Genomic DNA, 22,662 nt, shown 5'->3' with positions numbered 1-22,662 from the left:
AAGGGAAACTTGAGATGGGTGCCCTCTTTCGTTTCAGTCGCGTTAGGCTGTCGGTGGTCAAGGTCTCATCGGGCCGAATCGATTCCGCGCGATATCGATCTGCCAAGAATCTAGGTTTAGTTGGCCATGACGATTATCTCCGGTCCCGATCACTCTTCCGTCATCCTTCACTCCCACAGTGAAAGCGCTTCCAGCAACCACCGCTACAATCCGCTGCCAACTTCGAACATCGCACTGGCCGTAGTCATTGCTGCCTGCAGCCACTACTGTGCCCTCGGAGGTTAACCCGACGCTGTGGTAGGCACCGGCTGACACGGAGACAACGTTCTCCCACTGCTCGCACCCATCCCCAGTGTGCCTTCATCCCAGCGCAGCTTACGTGACCATCGGACATCAAACCGATTGAGTGTAGATAACCGGCGGAAACGCTCTGAAGATCTCTCCAGTCCGAAACGTTGCACTGGCCTCGAGAGTTGTTCCCCGCTGCTAACGCCCGGCCATCAGCGCGCCCGCTAACGACGTGCCAGTCTCCCGCTGCAACCTCGATTACTTCTCGCCAGTCGTGAAGAGAATCGGATTCGAATCGGCCGGCAACACGCACATTCCCTTCGTTGTCGGTCCCAATGCTGAAGCGCCATCCTGCGGCAACGGATACCATGCTCATCCATTCATCGACATTGCATTGTCCGGCGTGGTTCCAACCGACCGCTTGAACCGTTCCGTCCGTTTGCAGGCCAAGGGTGTGGGACTTCCCAGTATTACGGGCCAGGTGGACCGGAGATGCACTGACCGAATGCAGGCCATTCCATTCGGAGACATTGCACTCTCCATCGAAGTTTGCTCCGGTGGAAAGCGTCGTTCCATTCGAGGCAATACCAATGGTGTGGTTTGCCCCGCGGCAACAATGCTCCTACCCCAACGGGTAGCGGAGCCCGCGTTCTGCATGGCTCACCACCTTAACGGTCATCTAGGTCGTAACGCATGGATGTTTTTAGCGCAGAGGCTGGGAATGCGATTTTTTGGTTCTGTTCCTCGAGTATCCAACCTTGCAGGCTCTCCTGGTTATCCTCATTTATGTCTGATTATGTAGACGTAGTTTGGCCGAGAAGCGGTCCAAGATATTATCCCTGCATATATCGAGGTAATCGTCGAGTCGGCAGAGCACCAGCAGAACAAGGAATACGGAAATGTCAGACACTAGCGAGTTTGAAGATCGTTCAAGCGATTGGAAAACGGGCACCTGGCCACAGAAACTGTGGCGCGAGGCGGTAGGGGAAACCATTCGCGAAGCGAGGACTGAACGTGGGGACCGGCTAACAGACGTCGCGGAGCGTGCGGGGGTTTCCACGCAGTATCTATCGGAGATTGAGCGCGGCTTAAAAGATCCGTCATCTGAGGTGCTTCATGCTGTCTCGGGTGCGCTCGATCTGACAACACGTGAAGTAACGCGCCGGTCATCCGAGCTAATAGAGTGTGCAACCGCGCGTCTAGAGGTGTTTCTCGCGGCTTGATTCTGCTAACAGCAGAATGCGTTGCTGCCAGAGAAGAGCCGATTTTACCATCCACTCATGAACATTCTTCTTCTTGGTGGAACTGGGTTTTTAGGAGCGCACATTGCGCGAGCTGCCCTGACGCGAGGGCACAAGGTGACGTGTTTGGCGCGGGGAACCAACCCTCCCATAGACGGCGTACGGTTCGTGAAAGGCGACCGAGATACTGAAACGGCTCTGAATCCAGTAGCAGATGATTCATGGGATTCGGTCATTGATCTGACGAGCCAGCCGAAACACGCGAGCCGGGTGGTCGAGCAACTTACGGCTGGTCAGGCTATATTCGTATCTTCGAGCAGCGTCTATGCAGACCCGTCTGTGATCAATGCAGAATCAGATGAGATCGTTCCCCCCCTCCAGGATGACTTCATGGTGGACATGCAGCAATACGCCGCGGCGAAGGCAGCATGCGAGAAGGCGTACTTAACAGCATTTCCAAAGGTACTCGTCATTCGACCAGGGTTGATTGGCGGCGCAGGAGATGTAACAGGGCGCAGCGGTTACTACCCATGGCGGTTCGCTAATCCTGTTGCGGATGAAGTCGTTGTGCCGGATCCAAGCTTCCCCGTTGCCATGATCGATGCTCAGGATCTAGCAGACTGGATTGTTAGGTGCGCAGAAAACCGTGCGGACGGTGTAGTAAACGTGGCCGGCGAGCCGACCACCCTTGCAGAGGTGCTCGCAATCTCGCAAAAGATTGCGGGTAATGGTGCCCAGCCGAGAGTAGTAAACGACCAGATGCTTTCAGAACATGGTGTGTCTCCGTGGATGGGTCCTGAATCTTTACCGTTGTGGATACCTGGAACTGACCTACGCAAGATTGCGCTTCTTGATCGCAGTCTCGCGGTAGGAATGGGGTTGAAGATTCGATCGCTCGGAGAGACTCTAGTCTCAGCCTTGAACTATGAACGGCAGCGCGTTGAACCTCGACAAACGGGCCTTAGCGACACCAAAGAACGTGAAATTCTTTCGGCCCCAGGAGCGGGTTCTGGTGCGGAGGCCAATGACTAGGAACGTCTCGCGGAGTTGAGTACGAAGGCGATCACACCCTGCGCGCCATATCCGGGTAGAGGAGCACCACTCCGTCATCGTCAACCTGCAGTTCGACATCGACTCCGCGCGTGCCGCTGGCGTGGCTCACCGTCTGAGAATCAACCGACGCGTAGTACTGGTCGGATGCGATCACCTGGAGCGACGGCATGTCGATCCACGCCATGATGAGTTTCGTTTCCGGTACTGCCGAGCCCAGCAAGCCTAACCGGCGTATCGGCATCGTGTTCGTGAGCGGGCATAGACCGAGGTCGCAATCGAGTGCTTGGGTGAGATCCTCACCCGTGGCGATGCCTGGCGGGGCCATGTCGGCCGGCTGTTGACCGTCCAGCGCAGTTTCGGAGGACCACTTTCCCGTAGCGGACCGGGAGAGGATCAAGCTCCGCTTCCAATCCTCGCCCACAACGGATACGGCAACCCGCTGAGTCGTCCAGTTGTCCCGCGCGTCGAGCTGCCATTCCGCCTTGTAGTCGGAGCCGGTCTGAGTGCCCGTGGCCGCCAGCCCGCCCACTTCGAACCGAACTGTTGCCTCGTTTCGGATGCGGCGATCGCTGACGTGCTCCCACTCATAACTGCGTTCCATGTCGGCGAGTTTAGCCCGCAGCAGGATTAAGCCCGTCGGGCTGGTTCGTAGATGGAGGGGAGGATCAAGGCGGTTCTACATGTTTAATATCGCCCTCCGCGGCGGCACGGTAACGTTTTCCCAGGTGGGATCTTCGCCAACTGACTGAAAGGCGATACTAAAAATCTAGATCCGCCGAGACCCGGGGGCGTATGCGGCGGAGCGGAGTCTTCCTAACCTCTAACCGGCGGTGAAACCGAAAAACCAAGAATGCTATGTGGCCCCGATGGCACGAAGGGACTGCTGGATCTCGTGGTCTAGGTCGAAGGGCTTCTCTGTGCGGCGTTTGACCCATTTGCCGTTCACTCGTTCCAGTTCCCAAGACGCGCCAATACTCCACGAACGGCGGGTACTCCATTGGACGCTAGTCAAAGGGACGGCTTCGCTATAGTGCCCCCTGCGTCCAGTCCACTGACGGTCCCGGTGCTTGAATCCCGTAGGTGTTTCCGTGAGCGTGATGGTGAACCAGTGGCCGTGGGGCAATGAGTCCGGGGCGGATTCGATAACCACGCTGTCCGGGGTGGTGAACACGCGGCAGGGGGTTTCTGCGAGGCGGCGAGACAGTTCTGTCGCCAGGGCGATAACGCCAGGAGTGCCGGTGGTGAAGTGAGGAGGGACGGTAGGGGACACCGTTGGGCGTTGGGGAGCCATAGCCCGGTTCTGTGACGTCTTCTGCGAGGTGAAAGAACAGCGCTCCGGCAATATTCACGAGTACGAACACGATAAGAAACCCGACGGCGATGGTCGCATCGATGTTCATGGCCTCATTCTAAACTGCTCAGCGAGGTAGGCTGTGAGGAAACTGAGCAAGGAGGACGAAATGGCGGAGTCGCACGGTGCGCCCAATGTTCGAGTAGGGGATACGGAGCGCTCGACGGCGTTGGACCGGCTGGGGGAGCACTTCGCCAATGGATATCTCACGCCGGCGGAGTTTGAGGAGCGTTCCGGACAGGCTGCGGCTGCGCGCACCCGCGGTGAAATTAGCGCGCTGTTCACAGATTTGCCTGAGGTCAGTGAGGGTCCGGTTCCAGCTCCAGCGCATCGTGACTCTGACGCCGAGTTGGAGAACATGATTGCCCGTAAACGCAAGCTCGACAGCGCTTTGGCGGTGTTGTGGGCAGCGACGATGACCATGTTCTTCTTGGGCATGTTCGTGTTCAGCTGGGACTACTTTTGGGTCGTCTTACCCGTCGCGGGTGTGTTGACAGCGGGTTTGTACACCTTCTACGGGATCAGCGATGAAGACGATGAGGTGCTCGAAGAAATCATGGAAGACGCCAACAAGGAGCGCGCTGAGCGTCTCCGCTTGGCACACCAGCGCCGCAAAGAGTTGGGGAAGTAGGCCTTAGACCGGCAGTCCGCGGTCGCGTCGCCGCTGCCTGTTTACTAACGCTGCGGCTGTCGCGGCGACGAGCATGACGTTGACCACCCACACCGCGCGCAGGCCGCCGAAGAACGCGCCGACGAACCGTTGCGACATTTTCACCAGCGTGCCCGTCATGTAGGTCAGGGAGATGCTCACTTCGCCGCCGCGCTCGAACGTGGAGTTCATGGCACCCACAGTGAAGGACAGCACATACACCGCGAGCTTATCGACGCCTCCTGCCACCAACCCCGAAGCCACCGTCGACGTGAGACAAATGAACAGGAGGATAGCTTCGCGGGTGCGTGTCGGCGGCAGGTACCGCTGGCCGAGTTGGCTGATCAACGCTCCTACTGCGACGCCGATGAGGAATATCAGCATGATGCTGCCAGCGATGGTGGCCACGTCCCATTTGCCGGCGTTCACGGCGGCGGTCATGCGCGTGGTGTTTCCTCCGTGAGCTCTAGCGGCGGTTAGACATACGGGTCGAGAACCTGCGAACGGGTGATCTTCGGGATCAGCACGATCGCGATGACGGCAACAAAGAGGTAGATCGCGCCCTCGATAGTCCAGTTCCAGGGCGTACTCATTTCCAAACCCATGCTCACCGCGAGGTTGAAACCGACATGCATACCTCCGTGAATACCGCAGGCTGCCCACACTGAGCGAAAATGAACCGCGAGAGCCCCGGCGAGCAGTGCGAAAGCAAAAGTGGGGAAAAGGTAGAGGAATCGTTGTGCTATTCCGTCCTGGCCGCCGCTGGAGACCAGGTGGAGGATCGCGAACACCGCCGCAGAGAGCAGGAGGGCAGGAACCGGCCGCATCCGAGCGCTCTGCAACAGGTAACCGCGGAAAAGGAATTCTTCACCGATGCCTTGAGCCACGTAGGCGGTGAGGAGTACTTCGAACACCACGACACCCCATGGGCTCGGATTTGCGCCGGTGGATTCCGTGGTGGCATGTGTCAATCCAAAGGCATTGGTTAGCCATGCGGAGAACAGGGTGATGAGCGCGGCGAGAAGGGTACCGGCAAGAATGGCCGGAAGCGCGCGGCGGTCAAGCACCAGCCCGGCGGCGCGTGCGGGGCGACCGTCGATGAAGCGGGTGAGCGCCCATGTGAGAAATAGGTAGGTGGCCAACATGATGGTCGTCGCCGCTGCAGTCACAGCCAATGCGGCCCACGGGTTGTCACCGTTCAACGCATTGTTGACTCCGGGTATCAAAGCGAAGGGGACACTAGAGAGCGCGGCCACGAACAGGGCAACGGCGGTCAGCGCGCACCGGGCGATCAGCGGAACCCTTGGACGGGGCCGGGCATCCGGCTCCTGAGTTTGAGGGGCAGTGGTTGAGCGCTCGAGAGAGTGGTCGTCGGGCATGGGCGAGTTCTGTTGAGAGTGCATGCGGTGAGATTAAGACCAGACGAGCCGTCCCCACATCGGGCTGCGGTCACGGTTTTCGCCGCTAAAAGTCATGACCGTGGTCATGGGGTTTGCACCCGCGACCGCTTTAGGATGATGCTATGACACGATTACCTGCGCCTGAGCGCACCTCATCGCCTGAGCAGGATGCGTTGGCGGGTGCGGTGCGCCGTGACCGGAGCGTCGATAGTTTTGGTGCAGATGAACTGATCGGCTGGATGTTCGTGCCTAGCTTGGGTGCCACGGTGTTTCAGGCGGTGGAACTCTTCATTGCCGGCCGAAGGGGAGCGTCGGCGGTCTTGGTCGCCGGCGTGCTGTGTGTTGCGGCGCTGGTGGTACTTCGGCAACGGGTCGATGCCGGCACCGCGCGCGTTCGGGGTGCGTTGGTGTTGTGCATCCTGGCCAGCTTGACCATGATCGTGGCGAACGTCATGGCTGTGCCGTTGATGATGATGGCGCTGACCGTGCTCATCGTCGATGTCTCTTTGCTCGCTGGGATCGTTGCGTGGGTGCTTTTCGGAGTCTTTTTGCTGGTCTTGGGGTGGTGGTTCGGGATTGAGGATGGAGGCCTTTTAGGCAATCTCGTTTCAACGCAGCTGTTGACGGGCTTCGGGATTGCGCTTGGGGCAGCTCTGGCGGATTTGGAACGCCGCCGTGTTGAAGCGACGAGCTTGGCTGCGGAGGTGCAGCGTGGCGCTGTCGTGGAGAAGGAGCTCGTGTTGGCACAGGAGCGCCAGCGGGCGGCCCGGGAGCTTCACGACGGCTTGGGGCATAGCTTGACCTTGGTTGGGATGTCGCTCGAGTACGCGGACCGGATGCATGGCCGCGACCCTGAAGGGGCGATGGAGCAGGTTCGCTCGGCTCGCGCGTTGACGGTGGAGGCACTCGATGAAATGAGGCTATGGGTCAGGGCGCTCAATCCTGTGCGATCTGACCAGCTGCGCGGCCGTGAAGCTCTCGACGCGATCGCGGAATCGTTTCGCGGTACCGGTGTCGTGGTGGGTCTGGACGTCGATGAGCCTTTCCCTAACCTTGGCCATGCAGGTGACTTATTGGTGCTCAGATTCGTCCAGGAAGGATTGACGAATGCGTTGCGGCATTCGAACGCCCGCGTCATCGAGGTCGAAGCCACTGCGTGTGGGGACACTATCCAGGTTGCAGTGACGAATCGCGTTCCGCCAGAAGTAACGCAGCTTGACGACGGACCCTTACCCGAAGGCTTCGGATTGCGCAGCTTGCGTGAGCGAGCGGAAGATCTTGGCGGGACGGTCATGGCGCATGCGGAGGACGGTCAAGTGCGGCTCGTCCTCACGCTGCCATACCAGGAGGCGGCGGTGTCGTGAGTGCTACTGTGCGGGTTGTGCTTGTCGACGATCACCAGCTCATGCGAGGCGGTCTGAGCATGCTGTTAGGCACCGTGGGCGAGGTTGAGGTGGTGGGTGAGGCGGCTGACGGGGCGGAGGCACTGACCGTCATCGAGTGCACAGACCCCGACGTGGTTCTCGCCGATGCACGCATGCCCGGAATGGACGGGCTTGAGCTGACTGCCCAATGCGCACGGCATCATCCCGGTGTACCCGTCATTATTCTCACCACGTTTGACGACACCCCTGTCGTTGAAGGCGCTTTAGCGGCGGGAGCGGCTGGCTTCTTGTTGAAAGACAGTTCCACAGATGACCTCGTCAGCGCGGTGCGCGCGGCCGTCTCCGGCGGTTTGGTCATCGATCCCCGTGTAGCGCGCACGGTCATGACTAAGGAGAGCTCGGCATCCTCGTCGGCTCGGGAGGCGGGAGATTCTAACGGCTTCGGCATCAGCGTGGACGCGCTCCTGGAACAGCTAACTCCCACTGAGAGACGCGTCGCCTCGCTCATCTCCCGCGGGTGGAATAACCGCGAAATTGCCGGCGACCTCGTGCTGGCCGAAGGAACTGTCAAGAATCACGTGTCTGCTGTCATGCGGAAACTCTTGGTGCACGACCGGACCCGGCTCGCGCTGCTCTTGCGGGATCACGAGGACAAGCTCTAAGGCGCCAGCTCAAACTCGATCGGCTCGCTCTCGATGCCGTTGACTACGACGGACACGGCCTGCGTGCCGGGGTAGTAGGTGCGGGTCCCAGTCACGCGGAATGGGTGTGTCTTGGAAATTTCAAGCTCCTCGCCCGGCGCGAGAGTGAAACGGCCGAAGCGGAAGACAGTGGGGCGGCGGCCACCGTTGGCTTTGAGGAAGTGCAGTTTGTAATCCACGAGGACATCGCGCGCGGTGTCGCCGTGGTTGACCAGTGTGGCGGTGAGTTCGACGCTAGACCCAATCGCTGCAGCAACCGGGAATGCCACCGAGTGCAGTTCAATGCCCGCGTCCGGCGCGAAACCGACCACGTCGAGCGCTTCATGGTGGGACTGCTTCACCAGGCCGCGCAGGCTGCGTTCGACCACCCAGGTGACCTCGGGGGAGTCGTTTTCTTCGCGCCACCGCCGCGCTGTCGCCACCGCGAGGTCCGGGTGCGTCTTCGCGATGTCATTGAGGTTGTTGGCCACGGATGTGCGCACGTACAGCGACTCGTCGTTGTAGAGACGGTCGAGCACCGGCAGGATGGGTGACGGATCTTCAGTGAACGGCCTGTGGACGGCGGCCCAGGGGAGGCGGGGGCGGATGCCTTCCGTCGATAAGCGGCGGACATTGTGCGAATCCGACCGCGACCATACGTGGACACACTCCAGCGTGGCCTCCGGGTAGCGTGCCAGGAACGGCCGCACTGCCCACTCGCCGGTGAACACGCGGGTCAGTGCCTCAATCGCGTCAAGCGAGACCTCCGGATGCTCCAGCCCGTAGTCCTCGATGTAGCGGCTGACCGGCCACAGGTGGAACGAGTGGTTGAAATAGCCCTCGCCCTCCGCGAGTTCAGGCCCAAGCTTATCGACGATTCCCGCCACCACCTCCGGATACTCACCCGGTAACCGATCCTTCAGGCCGGCGGCGAACACGCTGACGCGGTCTTTGATCTCAAGGTCGTCGACGCGTGGGGCGACCCAGGCGGCGTACTCCTCGGCGTCGATCCCGAGCTGCTTGCCGAGCTTGTGGGCGGTGTCTGCGCCGAAGTAGTACTTCATCTTCATGGCAGCCACTGTACAGTCGTTCGATTAACCGGGCGGTTCGCAGCTCGCCCCCTACCAGCGAGGAGGCCCGGCAACTAGCTGGCTAGAGCATCACATCCACCACGAAGAACGCGTCTGAGGCAAACGTCAGGATGGGTTTGATCACGCTGTCTCAATGCAGTTTTCGTGCGGTGAAGGACTAAACCGGCAAACCGCGGTTGCGCAGGCGCTGCCGGTTGATAATCGCAACGAGAGCGCCGAACACAATCAGAGCGTTAACGATGTACACGGCATCGGTGCCGAACAACACATATGCGCGACCACCAAGAAGGGCGCCGCACGCCAGAGACGCCCACAAGGCGAAGTGTCCGAGCCAATGCTTGTGGGGGTCACCGAAGAGCGCACCCACAAAGCGCTGGGACATCTTCACCAAGGTCCCCGTCATATAGGTCAGAGCGATCGAGACTTCACCGTCACGCTCGAACGTCGAGTTCATAGCACCTACGGTGAAAGAGAGCATGTACATCGCCGCGAGCTGAGCATCGACAGTAATGAGAATTGATGCGAACGTTGAAGTTAGGCAAATGAACAGGAGAACCGCTTCGCGCGTGCGCGTGTGCGGGAGCATACGACGTCCCAACTGGCTAATGGCTGCGCCTACGCCGACACCTACGAGAAACGTGATCATGATGCTTCCGGTGAGGCCGGCGACTTCCCAGCGCCGCTCGCTCATTGCGGCGGTCAAGCGGGTGGTGTTGCCCGACATGAACGAGAGGAAGTACCCCCCGAGGTACATGAATCCGATGGTGTCCACGAATCCCGTGATCGAAGACAGGTAAATGGCCAAGGCACGCTCAGCATTACGGTACCCCTTCATTTAACTTTCCTTTCTAGAGATGGCACTCGAAAAAGGTTAGTGAGCCGATTCATGGGATCCCCGGAAAGAGAAATAACGGGTCACTGAGAATGAAAATGCGAACCTGTGAGCCGGAGGGCTGTCTGCTGTTGGTCATTCGGCCATTTCCGTCGGCCTGATGTAGTGAAGCGTGCGTGGTCCACGGCACTCAACGGAAGTATGAGTGAACCTAGTGAAACGGATGGTTAATGAAGTTGGGCACCATTTTGCTCAAGGGATTGTGCCCATGGTCTGTGCGGAAGCTGTGGGAACAGGGCAATCTCTTCGAACAGAACATTAAAACGATCTGGTCGATGCAGTCTTTCATGCGCAGGCCGTCTTCCGTCGGCGTGCTGATTCTTGGGTGGTCGATGAGGGTAGAGAAACGCGTCAGTCGCAACCAACCGGCTCAGAGCGTAGGTGCTATCTCTCGTGTCGCGAGAATAGGGGCCCGCAACGGTCTTCGGGGGTTACGTTGCTCGTCAGTCTAACGCGGCCGTTAGCCCGCAAAGCTACAGTGCTCAGAGCGTAGGCGATGGTCAAATGAAGAACCGGAATTGTGCATGTGGTTATATTTTGCTCGCTGCCTGGCAAACCGAGGGTTCATTCCGCCTTCTCCATACTGCAGCTTCGGGTCGGCGCATATGCAACGAAATCGCCGAAACGTACCGGGGCTAATGCACTAATTCTGTGGAATGCGCACAAACTCACGCTGAAAACTTATGAATTCCTGGGCGATTAGAGCTATATTCCTCTACAAAGTAATTTTGATCACGTCCGCTAAATATTGTGCTTCCAGTCAATGTGATGCGGGCGTCGAACCGGAGAGAGGTTACCGTTGAGCACCAAAATTACAGGCCAGGGCGATTCCGCCCAGGCTCAGGCCCGGGAAAACATGGGGCCGCTCGAACGCCTTCTGACCTGGCGTCCGTTTTCCGCGGTCGCACGCACGCTGATCATCCTGGCGATGGTCGTGCCGCTGCTGTTCGCCGGACTGTACATGTGGTCCATGTGGGACCCGACGGGCTCCGTGCCGCAGACGCGCCTGGCTGTGGTCAACAACGACAAGGGCGTTGACCGCGGTGAAGGTGCCGGGATGGAGAATATCGGCGACCAGGTCGTCGAAGGTCTGACCAGCCGCGACTACCTCGACTTCTCCAAAGTGTCGGATGAAGAGGCGAAGCAGGGCCTGCTCACGGGCAAGTACCTGTTCACCGTGACCATCCCGGAGGACTTCTCTGAGAAGGTCGTCAGCGTGATCGACCCGGAGCCGCAGCAAGCGGAGATCCTGATCAACCTCAACGACTACAACGGCACCAACGGTGCGGTGCTGACCTCCGGCCTGCTCCCGCAGATCCAGTCCGAGGTCAAAGCCGAGGTGGCTAAGACCTACGCCGAGGAGGTTCTCGGCGGCATCAACGAGCTTGGCGACGGCATCCGCGCCGCAGCCGACGGCTCCAAGCAGCTCGACGACGGTGCCGGCCAGCTCAAAGAGGGCGCCGGTCGTGCAGTCGATGGCATCAACCAGCTTGACGACGGTGCCACGCAGCTCAACGACGGTACGGGAGAGCTCAAGGAAGGTGTCGGTGAGCTCGGCGACGGTGCAGGTCGCCTCAAGGACGGTGCCTACCAGCTGCGCGACGGCCTGACGCAGCTCGAGGGCGGTACCGACCAGCTCGCCGACGGTGCCCGCCAGATCGACGAAGGCGTCAACAAGCTCACCGACATGCTCATCCCGCTGCTTCAGAACGTGCAGGGTGGCGTGGGCCAGCTCAAGCCGATCGTGGACACGCTGCGCACTGTGGGCATGAACGAGCAGGCCGACAAGATTGACGGCATTGTGAAGCAGCTCGACCCGGAGAATCCGCAGAACGTCGTCAACGACCTCAACCGTCTGCGCGACGGTACCGGCGAGCTCTACGCGAACCTCTCCGACCCGAACATGCCGTACCGTGACGGCCTCAACCGCCTGATCGACGGCTCCAACCAGCTGGCTGACGGTACCGACCAGCTCAACGGCGGTGTCACCCGACTGACCGACGGCGCGAACCGCCTGCACGACGGCACCACCCGCCTCAAGGACGGCACCACCCAGCTTGTCGACGGCGGCGCCCAGCTCCAAGACGGCACCACCCGCCTCAAGGACGGCTCCACCGAGCTGTCCACCAAGCTTGGCGACGGCGCACAGCGCGCCCCCGAGGTCAAAGACATGGACAAGTCCTCCGACCAGATCGCCGTCCCGATCGCCTTCATGGAGGCGAACGAGCACCCGACGCAGCTCGTTGTCGATGAGGCTGACCCGACCGTGAAGGAGCCGTCGAGTGGTTTCTCCATCATCGGCCTCATCGTGATCAACTTCATGCTCATGGCGGTCATGTCCATCCTGCTGCCGCATGCGATTGGCCGCCGCCACAAGGCATCCGGCGCCACCGGCCCGGTCCTGTCCGCGTGGTTGAGCAACTTCGGTGTCAACGTCGCGCTGACTGCACTGCTGGCGTTCGTGTCCATCACCCTCGGCTGGCGCCCGGTGAGCTGGCCCGTCATGATCATGACCCTGCTGCTGATCGACGTGATGGGTACCTCCGTCTTCCAGTTCTTCCGCATCCTGTTCGGACGCGTGGTGGGCGCGATGTTCAATATCGGATTCTTCGCTCTGGGCCTGTTCACCTCCGGCTCCGTCTGGCCGCTGTCTACACTGCCGGCACCGCTGGCGGCCCTGAACCCGTTCCACCCGATGAGCCACGCCCGCAACCTGTTCGTCCGCACTGTCGACGGCATCTACGACAGCGCGTTCTGGACCGGCCTGGTCGTCCTGGTTGTGGTGTCGCTGCTGGCGATCGCCGGATCCATCGTGATTTACAACGCCCGCCGCCAGGCGCTCCACATCGACGACCCGAACGAGAACCCGCGTCAGCGCGAGATCTACCAGCGTGAGATCCGCGAAGGCGAGGAGCCGCTGCAGTCGGTCTTCAGCCGCTAGCTGCTGCCGCGTCCGGCTTTATCCGGCGCTGACGACGAGGATCCACACAGCGATCAGGTGCACGATCGCAGCAACAATGGTCAGGGTGTGGAAGTGCTCGTGGTAGCCGTAGTAGCGGGCCTCGCGCCCAGGCCACTTGAAGCCATAGATCGCGGCACCCACGGTGTAGGCGACACCGCCGACGAAAAGAAGCCACAGCACGGCCGGGTTGGCGTTGTTCCATAGGTAGGGGATGAGCGGGATGATGATCCAGCCCAGCCCGACGTAGATGATGGGGGAGAGCCAGCGCGGGTGGCCCGACCAGAACAACTTCAGCGCGAGGTTGCCCAGCGCACCGACCCATGCGATGGCCAGGGTCCACGCCGCCATCCGCGGCGGTAGCGCGATGACGCACATTGGGGTGTACGTGGAGGCGATGAAGACGGCGATCATGGCGTGGTCGGCTCGCCTCCACGCCTCGACGCCGCGCTGGGTGCGCCACGGGAAGCGGTGGTAGGTCGCCGAGACCGAGAACAGTGCGATCAGGCCGGCACCGTAGATGGTCACGCTCAGCGCCTCCAGCCAGGTGAGCGTCATCCAGGAAAAGGTGATCAGCACGGTGGCGGCGATGGTGGCCGCTTGGGCCGCGAACAGGTGGGCCCAGCCGCGGATGAGGGGGCGCTCGCCACGGTCGGCGATCCAGTGGGTGACGCGGATTTGCTCGCCACTTCTACTTTGCGCAGTCATAACGCCTGCAAGCCTAGTCGCGGCGGGGTGCAATCCCCTCAGTCATCGTGCGAACCCACGCAGCGTCCGCTTGCTTGACGCCGTTGACCGCACCCGGTCCAACAGCGCGGTCGCTGCCCCACACGACCACGTTGCCGTAGCTGTTCCCAGAGAGCATGCCAGGCGTAGATAGTGCGCCGACGTGCGGAAACGCTTCCACCATCCCGGCGAGCTCTGCGCGTGTTTCGGCGAGACCTGCGCGGTCTCCAATGTTGGCCACATAGACCCCGCCGGGGGACAGGGCGCGTGCGACGGCGCGGTAGAACTCGACCGTCGTCACGTGGCGTGGGGTGGTGGGCCCGTCGAAAACATCGCGGATGACAGCGTCGACGCTGCCCGGGGATAGGGAGTGCACGTAGGTGCGGGCGTCGCTGGTGTGGAAGTGGGCGGGGACGTCGAAAAGCGAGCGGGTGAGTTCGCTCAACGCGCCATCGATCTCCACAACGATGTTGCGCGATTCCGGCCAGGATGTTGCGCGATTCCGGCCAGACGTCGGCGCAATAGCGCGGCAGAGAGCACCCGGCACCGCCGAGGTGGACGACGGTGCGCGGCTCGCGCAGGCACGCGGCAATCCACTCCATGTAGTCGAAGCCCAGCACCCGCGGCGCACCCAACACAATGCGTGACGACGGCACACCGTTGACCTCCAACACGTACGCCCCATCGCGCTCCGGGTCGGTGATGATCCGCGCTGACCCGGTGTCGATGGGGTAGGTGCCCGCGGGACGGAACTTCCTGGCGCGTGGCTTGTCCTGACGTCTGCGGGGGCGACTACCAGACGGCGGCAAAACGCATCAAGACGTGAGCGATCGGGTCCGGGAACGGCTTGCGCAGCCACTTCAAGCCACGGTCGGAGAGGCTGACCGAGTGGTGCTGCACCCACTTGATCCACGGCTGCTTGGAAGTGAGCACCTTGATCGTCTCATCCGCAATGTCGCCGGGAGTGAGGTTGACGCCCATGTTCTTCACCGACTGGGCCTTCACGTTGGCCACCTGGGTGGCGGCCCACAGGGGCATCATGTCGTGGACGCGGATGTCGTCATTGCGCCACTCGACCGACAGCGCCTCCGTCATGCCGTTGACGAAGAACTTCGATGCGGAATACGTGGAGATCTCCGGCTGGCCGAAGATCGCCGATGCCGACGACATGGAGATCATCACCGCGTCCTTCGTCGCCTTGAGGTAGGGGTATGCGGCCTGCGCACCGTAGACAACGCCGACGCAGTTGATGTCGGTGAGCAACTGGACCTTCTCCGGATCCTGGTCCACAACCTCGCCATCGATGATGATGCCGGCGTTGTTGAAGAGGAAGTCCAGGCGGCCGCCGGTCTTGGAGGTGAAGTCCTGAAGAGCCGCATCCCAGTTCTCGCGGTCGGTGACGTCCAGGTGGCCGGTGATCAGCTGGCCTTCGGGGATGTCGTCTGTGCCCCAGATGGTCTCGTTGACGTCATAGGAGCCGACGGTCCAGCCCATGTTCAGCAGACGCTGGGCCGTTGCCTTACCGATGCCGGATGCACCACCGGAAATGAAGGCCGCAGGACGCCTCGAAGCATCGGCGACAAAATCCTCCGGCTTCGCGTAGGGGGTTTCGTTCTCGTCATGGCGAAATGGCTTAGCTAAAGGGTTCCACATGAGATACACCTTAGAACTGCAAAACTGTTCGTGGGGGCGAAATGGCTAGAAATTTGTGACCCGGCGCACACATCCGCTAGTTGTCGTTCCACGTCCGAGTCTTATTGAAGAACAGCGCCAGTGCGGCGCCCGCAGCGAGGACTCCGGCAGGTAGCAGGATTGTGGCGGCCATCGCTGTGGCGAATGGTTCGTGCAGCGGCTCCGGGAGTGGCCCAGCGAACGTCGAGTCGCCGTCACCAACACGCGCGGCCAGCTGCGCCGACATCATCGCGGCCACGCTCGCCGACCCGATGACCGCACCGACCTGCCGCACCGTGTTGTACACACTCGACCCAGCCCCCGCCAGCCGCGGATCGAGATTGCGCGTGGCAATCATCGACAGCGGCCCCCACATCATCGAGTTCCCCAAACCATAAAAGACGGAGATGAGCAGCATCCACGCACTGCTTATCGACGGCTGTGTGATCCCCGCCGCCGCCACCATGCTCAACGCAGTCACACTCAAACCGGTGATCACGATCGGTTTCGGGTCGCGCGTATTGGTCAGCTTGCCGATGAACCCAGACAACGCTCCCGACACCACGCCCGAGGGCAAGATCAGCAGAGCTGCCTGCGTGGGCGTGAGAACCTTCACGCTCTGGACGTAAATCATCCACGGGATAGTGAAGGTCGATACCGCGAAACCAACGGTGGCGATGGTGAGGGAGGCGAGAGCGAAATTCCTGTCGTCGAAAAGCGAAAGCGGAACCAGCGCATCGCGCGACGTGCGCGTCTGCCACCACACAAACGCCACGAGCAGCACTGCGCCTGTCGCGATGAGGCCCACCACGCGAATGTCCCAGTTGAAGTTCGCACCCTCCTGAATCCCGAAGATCAAGCAGAACATGCCCGCAGCACTGAGCGCGACACCGAGCCAATCGAAACTGCGCGCGGTGAGTTCCAGTCGGGGGACGTGCTTCCACGCGAGAATGAGGCCGATGATGCCCACCGGCACATTGACGTAGAAGATCCACTCCCAGCCGCCGAGGTCCACGAGGAAGCCACCCAGCAGCGGACCTGCGACTGTGGCGACACCCGCCGTGCCGCCCCACAGGCCCATCGCGGTGCCGCGTTCGTTCGGCGCAAACGTGCGGATCATCACCGACATCGTCTGCGGGGACAACATCGCCCCGCCCAGACCCTGGAACGCGCGGGCGGCGATGAGCACCCCGACCGATCCGACCGCGCCCGCCATCCCGCAGACCAGTGAGGACACGCTGAACAGGGCGAGCCCTGTTAGGTACAGCTTGCGCGGACCGAAGCGGTCGCCCAACCGTCCTGTGATCAGCAGCGGGACAGCGTATGCCAGCAGATAAGCACTGTTGACCCAGATGACCTCGTTGTACGAGGCGTCCAAACTTCCAGCAATCGCCGGGATGGCCACGGCGACGATGGTGGAATCCACGAGGATCATGAAGAATCCGAGCATCATCGACCACAAAGCCGGCCATGGCGAGCGCTGATCTTGGGCGTACGTACTCACCTGGGCGAATCTACTCCTGGCGGGCTCTTCCGGGGTTGGTCGGGCGGGAGTTACTTTTTCAGTATCGCCTTTCAGGTTCATGTCCGAAATCTGACCTGCAGAAACGCTTTCGCTCCGCTGTAAAAGGCGATACTGAGAATCTAGAAACGCTCAGGCGCCGCCGGGAAACCCCAGCGGCGCCTATTCAGTGGTCGTGTCAGTTCCCAGTTACGACATCATTCCCGAGAAAAGGCTTCCGAGTGTCCTCGAAAAGCTTCGGGTTGAAGAAATTGAGCGCACCGATCAGCGCGGCGATGGCAGCCAGCGCACGGAAGAAGCGCAGCACTCCCTTGGCGGCAGAGGATGCGGCGGAGCCATTGTTGTCGTCGGTGTCGCTGTCGCCGTTGTTGCCCTCCACCTTGACCGGCATGGTGACGTCGGTCTTCGCGTCGGTGGTGATGCGCAGGACCAGATCGCCCTTAGCGTCAGTTGGGACGGCCAGCTTGACGGTGGCCTTGCCGGCCTCGCCGTAGCCCTGCTCGCCGAGGTCCGGATCGATGTCGGTAGATGCCTCGGCGAGCTTGTCGCCTCCAGCGTTCTCGAGTGAGACAGTGACTTTCTTGGCCGGGTCGTCGATGGTGTAGATCAGGGAAGACAGATCAATAGTGGCGTCCGTTCCAGGCTTGAGCGGCTGGTCCAGCTTCACGCCCACGGCGGACTGGCCGCGCGGGGCGAGTTCCTCGTCGCTCTTGAGGTACTGGATGAATGCGTCGACATCGAGCAGGCCAATGTTAGACATCTCGGACCCCCGGGTCAGGGCCTCGAAGCTGTCGCCACCGCCGAGCAGGAAGGTGGAACCGGCGATGACGTAGTCCTTCTCCATGTCCATCGGCTTGCCGTCAATGGTGATGGAGGTGATGCGCTGACCCTGCTCCGCGTCCGGGTTGTAGGTGTAGGACACGTTGTTGGACAGGCCGAGCGCAAGACGCGGGCGGTCCTGACCGGGCTTCCACTGCTGCTCGAGGACGTCCTTGAAGTCCTTGCCCTTGATGGACTTGTAGGAGTTCTCGTTGCCGAACGGCTGAACGGAAAACGCCTGCTTGTAGGTCACGTCACCTGCAGGGAGATCGTCGCGGACACCGCCCGCGTTCATGATGCCGATGTCCGGCGTGACGTTCGAGTTCGCCGCGACGCTCCACTTAGCGGCCTCCGCGAGCAGGTTGCTCAGTGAGGATTCGACACCGCGGTTCGTGCCGGATTCTGCGCCCTCGTTCCTGCCGCGAGTGAACGCGACCGGAGTGTTGGCCACGACCTGCTTGCCCTGCTCTTCGGCTTCCGCTGCGGCTGTCGAGACGGTCGTGGCAATCTCCGGGTAGGCCTTGTCACATGCGAGGACGGTGGCATTGTCGACGACCTTCGCCTCATCGACGGTGACCTGCTTGGTTGCACGGTCGATGCTCAAGTCAACGTTAGCGAAGCCCTGGGAGTACTGGCCAGCCTGCGCCACAACCGGGGTGGTGGAGGCATCTGGGTTAACAACCACGTGGGTGTGGCCGAGGAATGCGACGTCGACAGCCTCGAACTTGTCCGGGGCGATGCCGCCGGCGTGGACGAGGGCGACCACAACGTCGGCTTCGCCCTTGTCTTTGAGATCCTCCGCCAGAGTGTTGGTGGTGGCAACTGGGTCGTTCCACGTGATGCCCGCGATGCCGTCCGGGCTGACCAGGTTCGGCATGTCGGCGGTGACGGTACCGATGAAAGCGACCTTCACGCCGTCGACTTCCTCGACGTGGTACGGCTCCGTGCCGTTCACGGAATCAGCGTTCGCTGCAAGATAAGGGAAGGCAGCGTCCGGGATGACACGCTCGGACAAGTCTGCCGCGCCCTTGTCGAATTCGTGGTTGCCCACAGCGGAGACTTTCAGGCCCATCTGGTTGAGGACCTCGATGGTGGGAGCGTCGTCAAGCAGCATGGCCGAGAACGGTGAAGCGCCGATGTTGTCACCGGAGGAGGTGAAAATGTGCGCGTCGCCGAACGGTTCGGCCTCCTGGTCGATGGCGCACTTCAAGCGCTCGGCGCCGGGGATGGAGTTCTTCTCGTCGTGCTCGAAGCGGCCGTGGAAGTCGGTGATATTCGAGATGGAGATCTTGGCGGTCTGTTCGTCGGCGGATGCGACCGGCACGGTCAGAGCGGATGCGGACAGGGCGCTGATCGTCGCGGTAGCGATGGTGGCGCGCAAGTTCTTACGCATGCGTGGGCACCTTTCGGTTCGAAAGCGGTTGGGGGAAAATGTCGGTCCGTACTCAGCTACTGGCACATGCAGAGACAGAGAACCGCAATCGAACCTAAGTCAGAAAGGTGGCGGCGACGTGAAGCTGGAATGTCCGAAACGTTAAGGAATGCCCGAATAGCCACTCAGGTTCACTGTGTCACCACAAGCCGCCGAGGAACTCGCCGACGACCGCGGAACCGAGCTCGTCGAGGTCGGGGGCGACGACGCGGCCGCCGGCGCGGGAGGCTAGTGCGTCGAGAAGCGCGACGAGATTCGGGTCACCTCCAAGGCGGAAGAAGGTGGTATGCGCCCCGCGACGCGTGACAGTATCGAGCTGCGTGACGGTCAGCGCGAGGGTTTCGCGCGTGGTGGGCCAGTAAAAGACAGGCTCTCCGTCCTGGGTGAGGTGGGAGGTCGGTTCCCCGTCGGTGACGATGAGCAGCGTGCGGTTCATGTTCGGATGGCGGGAGAAGAACTGGTCCGCGAGCAGCAGCGCATGGTGCAAGTTCGTGCCTTTTTCCTGCAGCGGCGGCAAGGCGGTCAGCTCGGAGATGTCCATCGTCTGCGCGTAAAGGCCGAAACCGATCAGTGCAAGCTCATCGCCGCGGAACTGCGTAGAGATGAGGTGGTGCAGGGCCAGAGCAGTCTGCTTCATCGGCAGCCAGCGCCCTTCCATCGCCATGGAGAAGGACGTGTCCACGAGCAGGGCCACCGCATTACGGGTTCGGGCCTCCGTTTCCTGGACTTCTACGTCGCCGATCGTGATGTTCACTGGGCCCGCACTCAGGGATCCTTCTGCAGCTTGACGCTGAATCGCATTGGTGATCGTGCGGGTCGTATCCCACGGCTGGGTGTCGCCAAATTCCCAGGCGCGGCTCGAGCCGGTCGGTTCACCGGTCTGGCCGGCGGACGACGAATCCCGGGACCCCTCCCGCGGGGAGAGGTGCTGCGCGGCATCCTGCAGCAGTGACTGGCCGAGTCGGCGCATGGCTTGCGGGGAGAGTTTGAGGCTGCCGTCGTCACCCTTTTGAAGAAGCCCGCCATCGCGCAGCGCCTTCTCCAAGTCTGAGAGTGTGCGCGCGGACACGGCCGCGTCTTGGCCGAGCAGATCTTCGATGTCTTCGAGATCGGCATCCGACGGGGTGAGCCCGGAGAGATCATCGGCCAGTTGGTCGAGACGACCGAGGTCCTCCATTGCGCGGGCTGCGTCGCCCAGCCCCAGCCCCTCGTCTCCTTCGAACTGTTCGCCGCCGTGCCAGTCGAGGTCTGGCCGGATGCCGCGCAGGTTCGCGTCCAACTCGCCCATCAGGTTCATCAATTCCGGCGAGCCGAAAGCCTGCGCGGACAGCTCCATGAGTTCGCGGCGCTGCTCGTCCGTCATCGAGTTGAGCATGCGCTGGGCGGCCGCAGAGCGCTTGGCTAGCAGCTCCACGAGCTCGTCGATCGTGCTGGGGTTCTCCGGGAACTGCGCGCCGTGCTTGTCCATGAAGGCGCGGAAGTCCTCCTCGGTATCTTCGCCGAGGCGGTGCTTGCCCAACAAAATATTGAGGTCCCGCAGCATTTCTGCAATTGCGGCGCGGTCTTCGTCCGTCGCGTTCTCAAGTGCATCCTTCATTCCGGAGAATCGCTGGTCGAGCATCTCCCGGCCGAGCAAGTCCTTGATCTGCTCGAACTTTTCGCGCGCCTCCGAGGATGCCCACTCGTATGTGCCCAGTTCGCTCACTGCGCCGGCAGGGGAACCGGGTAGGTTATCCAGCTGCATTTCCCGCAGTTGCCGGTCCATGTCGTCCATGTGCACGTCGCGGGCGAGTTGGCCGCGTTCGGCGAGCACAGCGTCGTCGAGAAGCTTCTTCACGTCCTGCAGCGTCTTGCCCAAGTTGTGGCGCTGCAGCAGGTTGCGGCGGCGCTCGGAAATGCGCGCGACCAGATCGTCGTAGCCTTCGAAACCGTCAGCACCGCGGCGGAGGTATTCGCGCAGCGCGCGTTCCGGGGAGTAGCCGGCCATGACCTCATTGCCAATTTCTCGCAGTGCCTTCGTCAGGTCCGCCGGGGGAGCCAGGGGGTCCCGTCCGCCGGTATAGCGGGTGTAGCGGGATCTAGCCATAGATTGTTTCGCCTTCTCCAGAGTCTTTCGAGATCTTCCGGGACAAGTAGAGGGATTCGATGCCGAGCTCAATGGCTGCGGCACGGTGGCCGTCCGAACCAGCGCCGTTCTCGGGTGCGAAGGCGGCGGTCAAATCGTCGTACAGCGTTGCGCCGTCAAGGTCCGGCAGGCCGGCGAGGAACTGAGCAGCAGTGACGTGCTCACCCGTGGAGATTGTCCGGGTGCCGTCCAGCGCGGCAATGAGCGGAGCGAAGTCGATTTCGCGCACCGACCGACGCACGGCCCCGGCGATGGCGGTGCGCAGGATGTACTCCAGCAACTCCCATTCGCGTCCTTCCTCGCCGGGTTCGAACTCGACCTTGCCGCCCATCACGTCGACGGCGGCTTCAAGGTCCACCAGGCGGGCAACGGGGTCCTCGCCTGACACAGCGGCGCGGTGGCGAGCTGATGCGGCGACCGTTTCCGCGCCAGCAATGGCAAAGCGTGCGGAAACACCTGCACGCTGGTTCACGGCGGGGGATTCGCGCAGCGCGCGGGTAAACCGTGCGAGGACCTCGAGCAGCACAGGCGGGATCTCGGCTGTGAGATCCGCTTCCTGCTCGATGACTGCCATTTCCGCGGCCAGCTCGAGCGGGTAGTGGGTGCGGATCTCCGCGCCGAAGCGGTCCTTGAGCGGGGTGATGATGCGTCCGCGGTTCGTGTAATCCTCCGGGTTAGCACTCGCCACGACCAGCACATCGAGGGGCAGGCGCAGCATGTACCCGCGGATTTGAATATCTGCTTCCTCCATGACGTTGAGCATGGCTACCTGAATGCGTTCAGCCAGGTCAGGAAGCTCGTTGATGGCCACAATGCCACGGTTGGAGCGGGGGATGAGCCCGTAGTGGATGGTCTCCGGGTCACCGAGCCTGCGGCCTTCGGCCACACGCATCGGGTCCACATCGCCGATCAGATCCGCCACCGATGTGTCTGGGGTGGCGAGCTTCTCGGAGTAGCGTTCGTCGCGGTGCAGCCACGAGATCGGGGTCGCGTCGCCGTTCTCAGACACCAGCGCCCGGGAAGCGTCGGTGATCGGGTGCAGCGGGTGTTCGCGCAGTTCGGAGTTGGTGAGGACAGGGGTCCATTCGTCGAGAAGCGATGGCAACGTGCGCAGCAGACGTGTCTTGCCCTGGCCGCGCTCGCCGAGCAGCACGATGTCGTGGCCGGCAATGATCGCGCGCTCGACTTGCGGAATGACCGTGTTCTCCAGGCCGTGCAGCCCCTCCCACGGGTTGTCGCCTGCCGCCAGCGCTGCGAGAAGATTGTCTCGCAGCTCTTCACGGATTGTCCGGTACGGGTAATTCCCGCTTTCGCGCAGTTCACCGAGGGTCGAGATATTCGGAGCTGAAGTCATGCGCCCCAGACTACTCCGGCTCGC

General features: G+C 61.6%; 20 protein-coding genes. 6 read left to right on the top strand and 14 right to left on the bottom strand.

The genetic code is table 11. The features are described 5' to 3' along the window. Window positions 1–57 precede the first annotated feature (57 nt). Both HMPREF0291_RS12205 and HMPREF0291_RS12200 read right to left on the bottom strand, forming a co-directional pair. On the bottom strand, window positions 58–315 hold the full coding sequence (locus HMPREF0291_RS12205) for a hypothetical protein (protein ID WP_198002254.1): 258 nt from the start codon (window positions 313–315) through the stop codon (window positions 58–60). Further along, window positions 245–658: an RCC1 domain-containing protein gene (locus HMPREF0291_RS12200; RefSeq protein ID WP_198002197.1), complete on the bottom strand. Its 414-nt coding sequence runs from the start codon at window positions 656–658 to the stop codon at window positions 245–247. Before HMPREF0291_RS12200 ends, HMPREF0291_RS12205 begins: the two co-directional genes overlap by 71 nt. A gap of 529 nt (window positions 659–1,187) precedes the next feature. Here HMPREF0291_RS12200 and HMPREF0291_RS09835 point away from each other — a divergent pair. Both HMPREF0291_RS09835 and HMPREF0291_RS09830 read left to right on the top strand, forming a co-directional pair. Further along, window positions 1,188–1,511: a helix-turn-helix domain-containing protein gene (locus HMPREF0291_RS09835; protein WP_005290928.1), complete on the top strand. Its 324-nt coding sequence runs from the start codon at window positions 1,188–1,190 to the stop codon at window positions 1,509–1,511. Window positions 1,512–1,568: 57 nt separating this feature from the next. Further along, window positions 1,569–2,561: an NAD-dependent epimerase/dehydratase family protein gene (locus HMPREF0291_RS09830; RefSeq protein ID WP_040423790.1), complete on the top strand. Its 993-nt coding sequence runs from the start codon at window positions 1,569–1,571 to the stop codon at window positions 2,559–2,561. Window positions 2,562–2,592: 31 nt separating this feature from the next. Here HMPREF0291_RS09830 and HMPREF0291_RS09825 read toward each other — a convergent pair whose 3' ends face one another. Continuing rightward, complete coding sequence (locus tag HMPREF0291_RS09825; protein WP_005290920.1) at window positions 2,593–3,183, bottom strand: putative glycolipid-binding domain-containing protein; 591 nt, start codon at window positions 3,181–3,183, stop codon at window positions 2,593–2,595. An 859-nt stretch (window positions 3,184–4,042) separates the two neighbouring features. On the opposite strand from HMPREF0291_RS09825, the gene HMPREF0291_RS09815 reads away from it, so the two are divergent. Next, on the top strand, window positions 4,043–4,564 hold the full coding sequence (locus HMPREF0291_RS09815) for a DUF1707 SHOCT-like domain-containing protein (protein WP_040423788.1): 522 nt from the start codon (window positions 4,043–4,045) through the stop codon (window positions 4,562–4,564). A 3-nt stretch (window positions 4,565–4,567) separates the two neighbouring features. On the opposite strand, the gene HMPREF0291_RS09810 is transcribed toward HMPREF0291_RS09815, so the two are convergent. Continuing rightward, a complete protein-coding gene (locus HMPREF0291_RS09810) occupies window positions 4,568–5,158 on the bottom strand; it encodes a DUF1275 family protein (protein ID WP_269493021.1) in 591 nt (196 codons plus the stop codon). After that, window positions 5,059–5,985: a CPBP family intramembrane glutamic endopeptidase gene (locus tag HMPREF0291_RS09805; protein ID WP_005290902.1), complete on the bottom strand. Its 927-nt coding sequence runs from the start codon at window positions 5,983–5,985 to the stop codon at window positions 5,059–5,061. The genes HMPREF0291_RS09810 and HMPREF0291_RS09805 overlap by 100 nt, the downstream gene beginning before the upstream one ends. A 119-nt stretch (window positions 5,986–6,104) precedes the next feature. Here HMPREF0291_RS09805 and HMPREF0291_RS11375 point away from each other — a divergent pair, with 119 nt between their 5' ends. Together HMPREF0291_RS11375 and HMPREF0291_RS09795 are read left to right on the top strand one after the other, a co-directional pair. After that, window positions 6,105–7,346 carry a sensor histidine kinase gene (locus HMPREF0291_RS11375; RefSeq protein WP_083770326.1) on the top strand — a complete coding sequence of 414 codons (1,242 nt, stop codon included), beginning with the start codon at window positions 6,105–6,107 and terminating at the stop codon, window positions 7,344–7,346. Beyond that, on the top strand, window positions 7,343–8,029 hold the full coding sequence (locus tag HMPREF0291_RS09795) for a response regulator transcription factor (protein ID WP_005290898.1): 687 nt from the start codon (window positions 7,343–7,345) through the stop codon (window positions 8,027–8,029). Before HMPREF0291_RS11375 ends, HMPREF0291_RS09795 begins: the two co-directional genes overlap by 4 nt. Here HMPREF0291_RS09795 and HMPREF0291_RS09790 read toward each other — a convergent pair. Together HMPREF0291_RS09790 and HMPREF0291_RS09785 are read right to left on the bottom strand one after the other, a co-directional pair. After that, complete coding sequence (locus HMPREF0291_RS09790; protein WP_005290896.1) at window positions 8,026–9,117, bottom strand: hypothetical protein; 1,092 nt, start codon at window positions 9,115–9,117, stop codon at window positions 8,026–8,028. The two genes, HMPREF0291_RS09795 and HMPREF0291_RS09790, sit on opposite strands and share 4 nt — an antisense overlap. A 178-nt stretch (window positions 9,118–9,295) precedes the next feature. Then, window positions 9,296–9,973, bottom strand: a complete 678-nt coding sequence (locus HMPREF0291_RS09785) for a YoaK family protein (protein ID WP_005290893.1) — start codon at window positions 9,971–9,973, stop codon at window positions 9,296–9,298. 856 nt (window positions 9,974–10,829) lie between these two features. Here HMPREF0291_RS09785 and HMPREF0291_RS09775 point away from each other — a divergent pair. Continuing rightward, window positions 10,830–12,971, top strand: coding sequence for a YhgE/Pip family protein (locus tag HMPREF0291_RS09775; protein ID WP_005290886.1), 2,142 nt, complete (start codon window positions 10,830–10,832; stop codon window positions 12,969–12,971). An 18-nt stretch (window positions 12,972–12,989) separates the two neighbouring features. Here the strand turns inward: HMPREF0291_RS09775 and trhA are convergent, their stop codons facing one another. The 7 genes from trhA to HMPREF0291_RS09740 form a co-directional block, all read right to left on the bottom strand. Next, window positions 12,990–13,697 carry a PAQR family membrane homeostasis protein TrhA gene (gene trhA, locus HMPREF0291_RS09770; protein WP_005290883.1) on the bottom strand — a complete coding sequence of 236 codons (708 nt, stop codon included), beginning with the start codon at window positions 13,695–13,697 and terminating at the stop codon, window positions 12,990–12,992. Between the two features lie 13 nt (window positions 13,698–13,710). Next, window positions 13,711–14,307, bottom strand: a complete 597-nt coding sequence (locus HMPREF0291_RS09765) for a spermidine synthase (RefSeq protein WP_050748824.1) — start codon at window positions 14,305–14,307, stop codon at window positions 13,711–13,713. 200 nt (window positions 14,308–14,507) lie between these two features. Further along, window positions 14,508–15,368 (bottom strand): SDR family oxidoreductase, encoded by an 861-nt coding sequence (locus HMPREF0291_RS09760; RefSeq protein ID WP_005290877.1) that lies wholly within the window; start codon window positions 15,366–15,368, stop codon window positions 14,508–14,510. A gap of 76 nt (window positions 15,369–15,444) precedes the next feature. Further along, window positions 15,445–16,890 carry a DHA2 family efflux MFS transporter permease subunit gene (locus HMPREF0291_RS09755; RefSeq protein WP_005290874.1) on the bottom strand — a complete coding sequence of 482 codons (1,446 nt, stop codon included), beginning with the start codon at window positions 16,888–16,890 and terminating at the stop codon, window positions 15,445–15,447. A 196-nt stretch (window positions 16,891–17,086) separates the two neighbouring features. Beyond that, on the bottom strand, window positions 17,087–19,120 hold the full coding sequence (locus HMPREF0291_RS09750) for a bifunctional metallophosphatase/5'-nucleotidase (protein ID WP_005290872.1): 2,034 nt from the start codon (window positions 19,118–19,120) through the stop codon (window positions 17,087–17,089). A gap of 178 nt (window positions 19,121–19,298) precedes the next feature. Next, the gene (locus HMPREF0291_RS09745; RefSeq protein WP_005290869.1) at window positions 19,299–21,245 is read right to left on the bottom strand and encodes a vWA domain-containing protein; all 1,947 of its coding nucleotides are present in this window, start codon (window positions 21,243–21,245) and stop codon (window positions 19,299–19,301) included. After that, window positions 21,238–22,638 (bottom strand): P-loop NTPase family protein, encoded by a 1,401-nt coding sequence (locus HMPREF0291_RS09740; RefSeq protein WP_005290865.1) that lies wholly within the window; start codon window positions 22,636–22,638, stop codon window positions 21,238–21,240. Before HMPREF0291_RS09740 ends, HMPREF0291_RS09745 begins: the two co-directional genes overlap by 8 nt. Window positions 22,639–22,662 lie beyond the last annotated feature (24 nt).

The sequence above is a fragment of the Corynebacterium genitalium ATCC 33030 genome (genome assembly GCF_000143825.1).
Lineage (GTDB): Bacteria > Actinomycetota > Actinomycetes > Mycobacteriales > Mycobacteriaceae > Corynebacterium > Corynebacterium genitalium.
The sequence above is the reverse complement of the archived record's forward strand: the minus strand, read 5'-3'. Positions and strand labels throughout refer to the sequence as shown.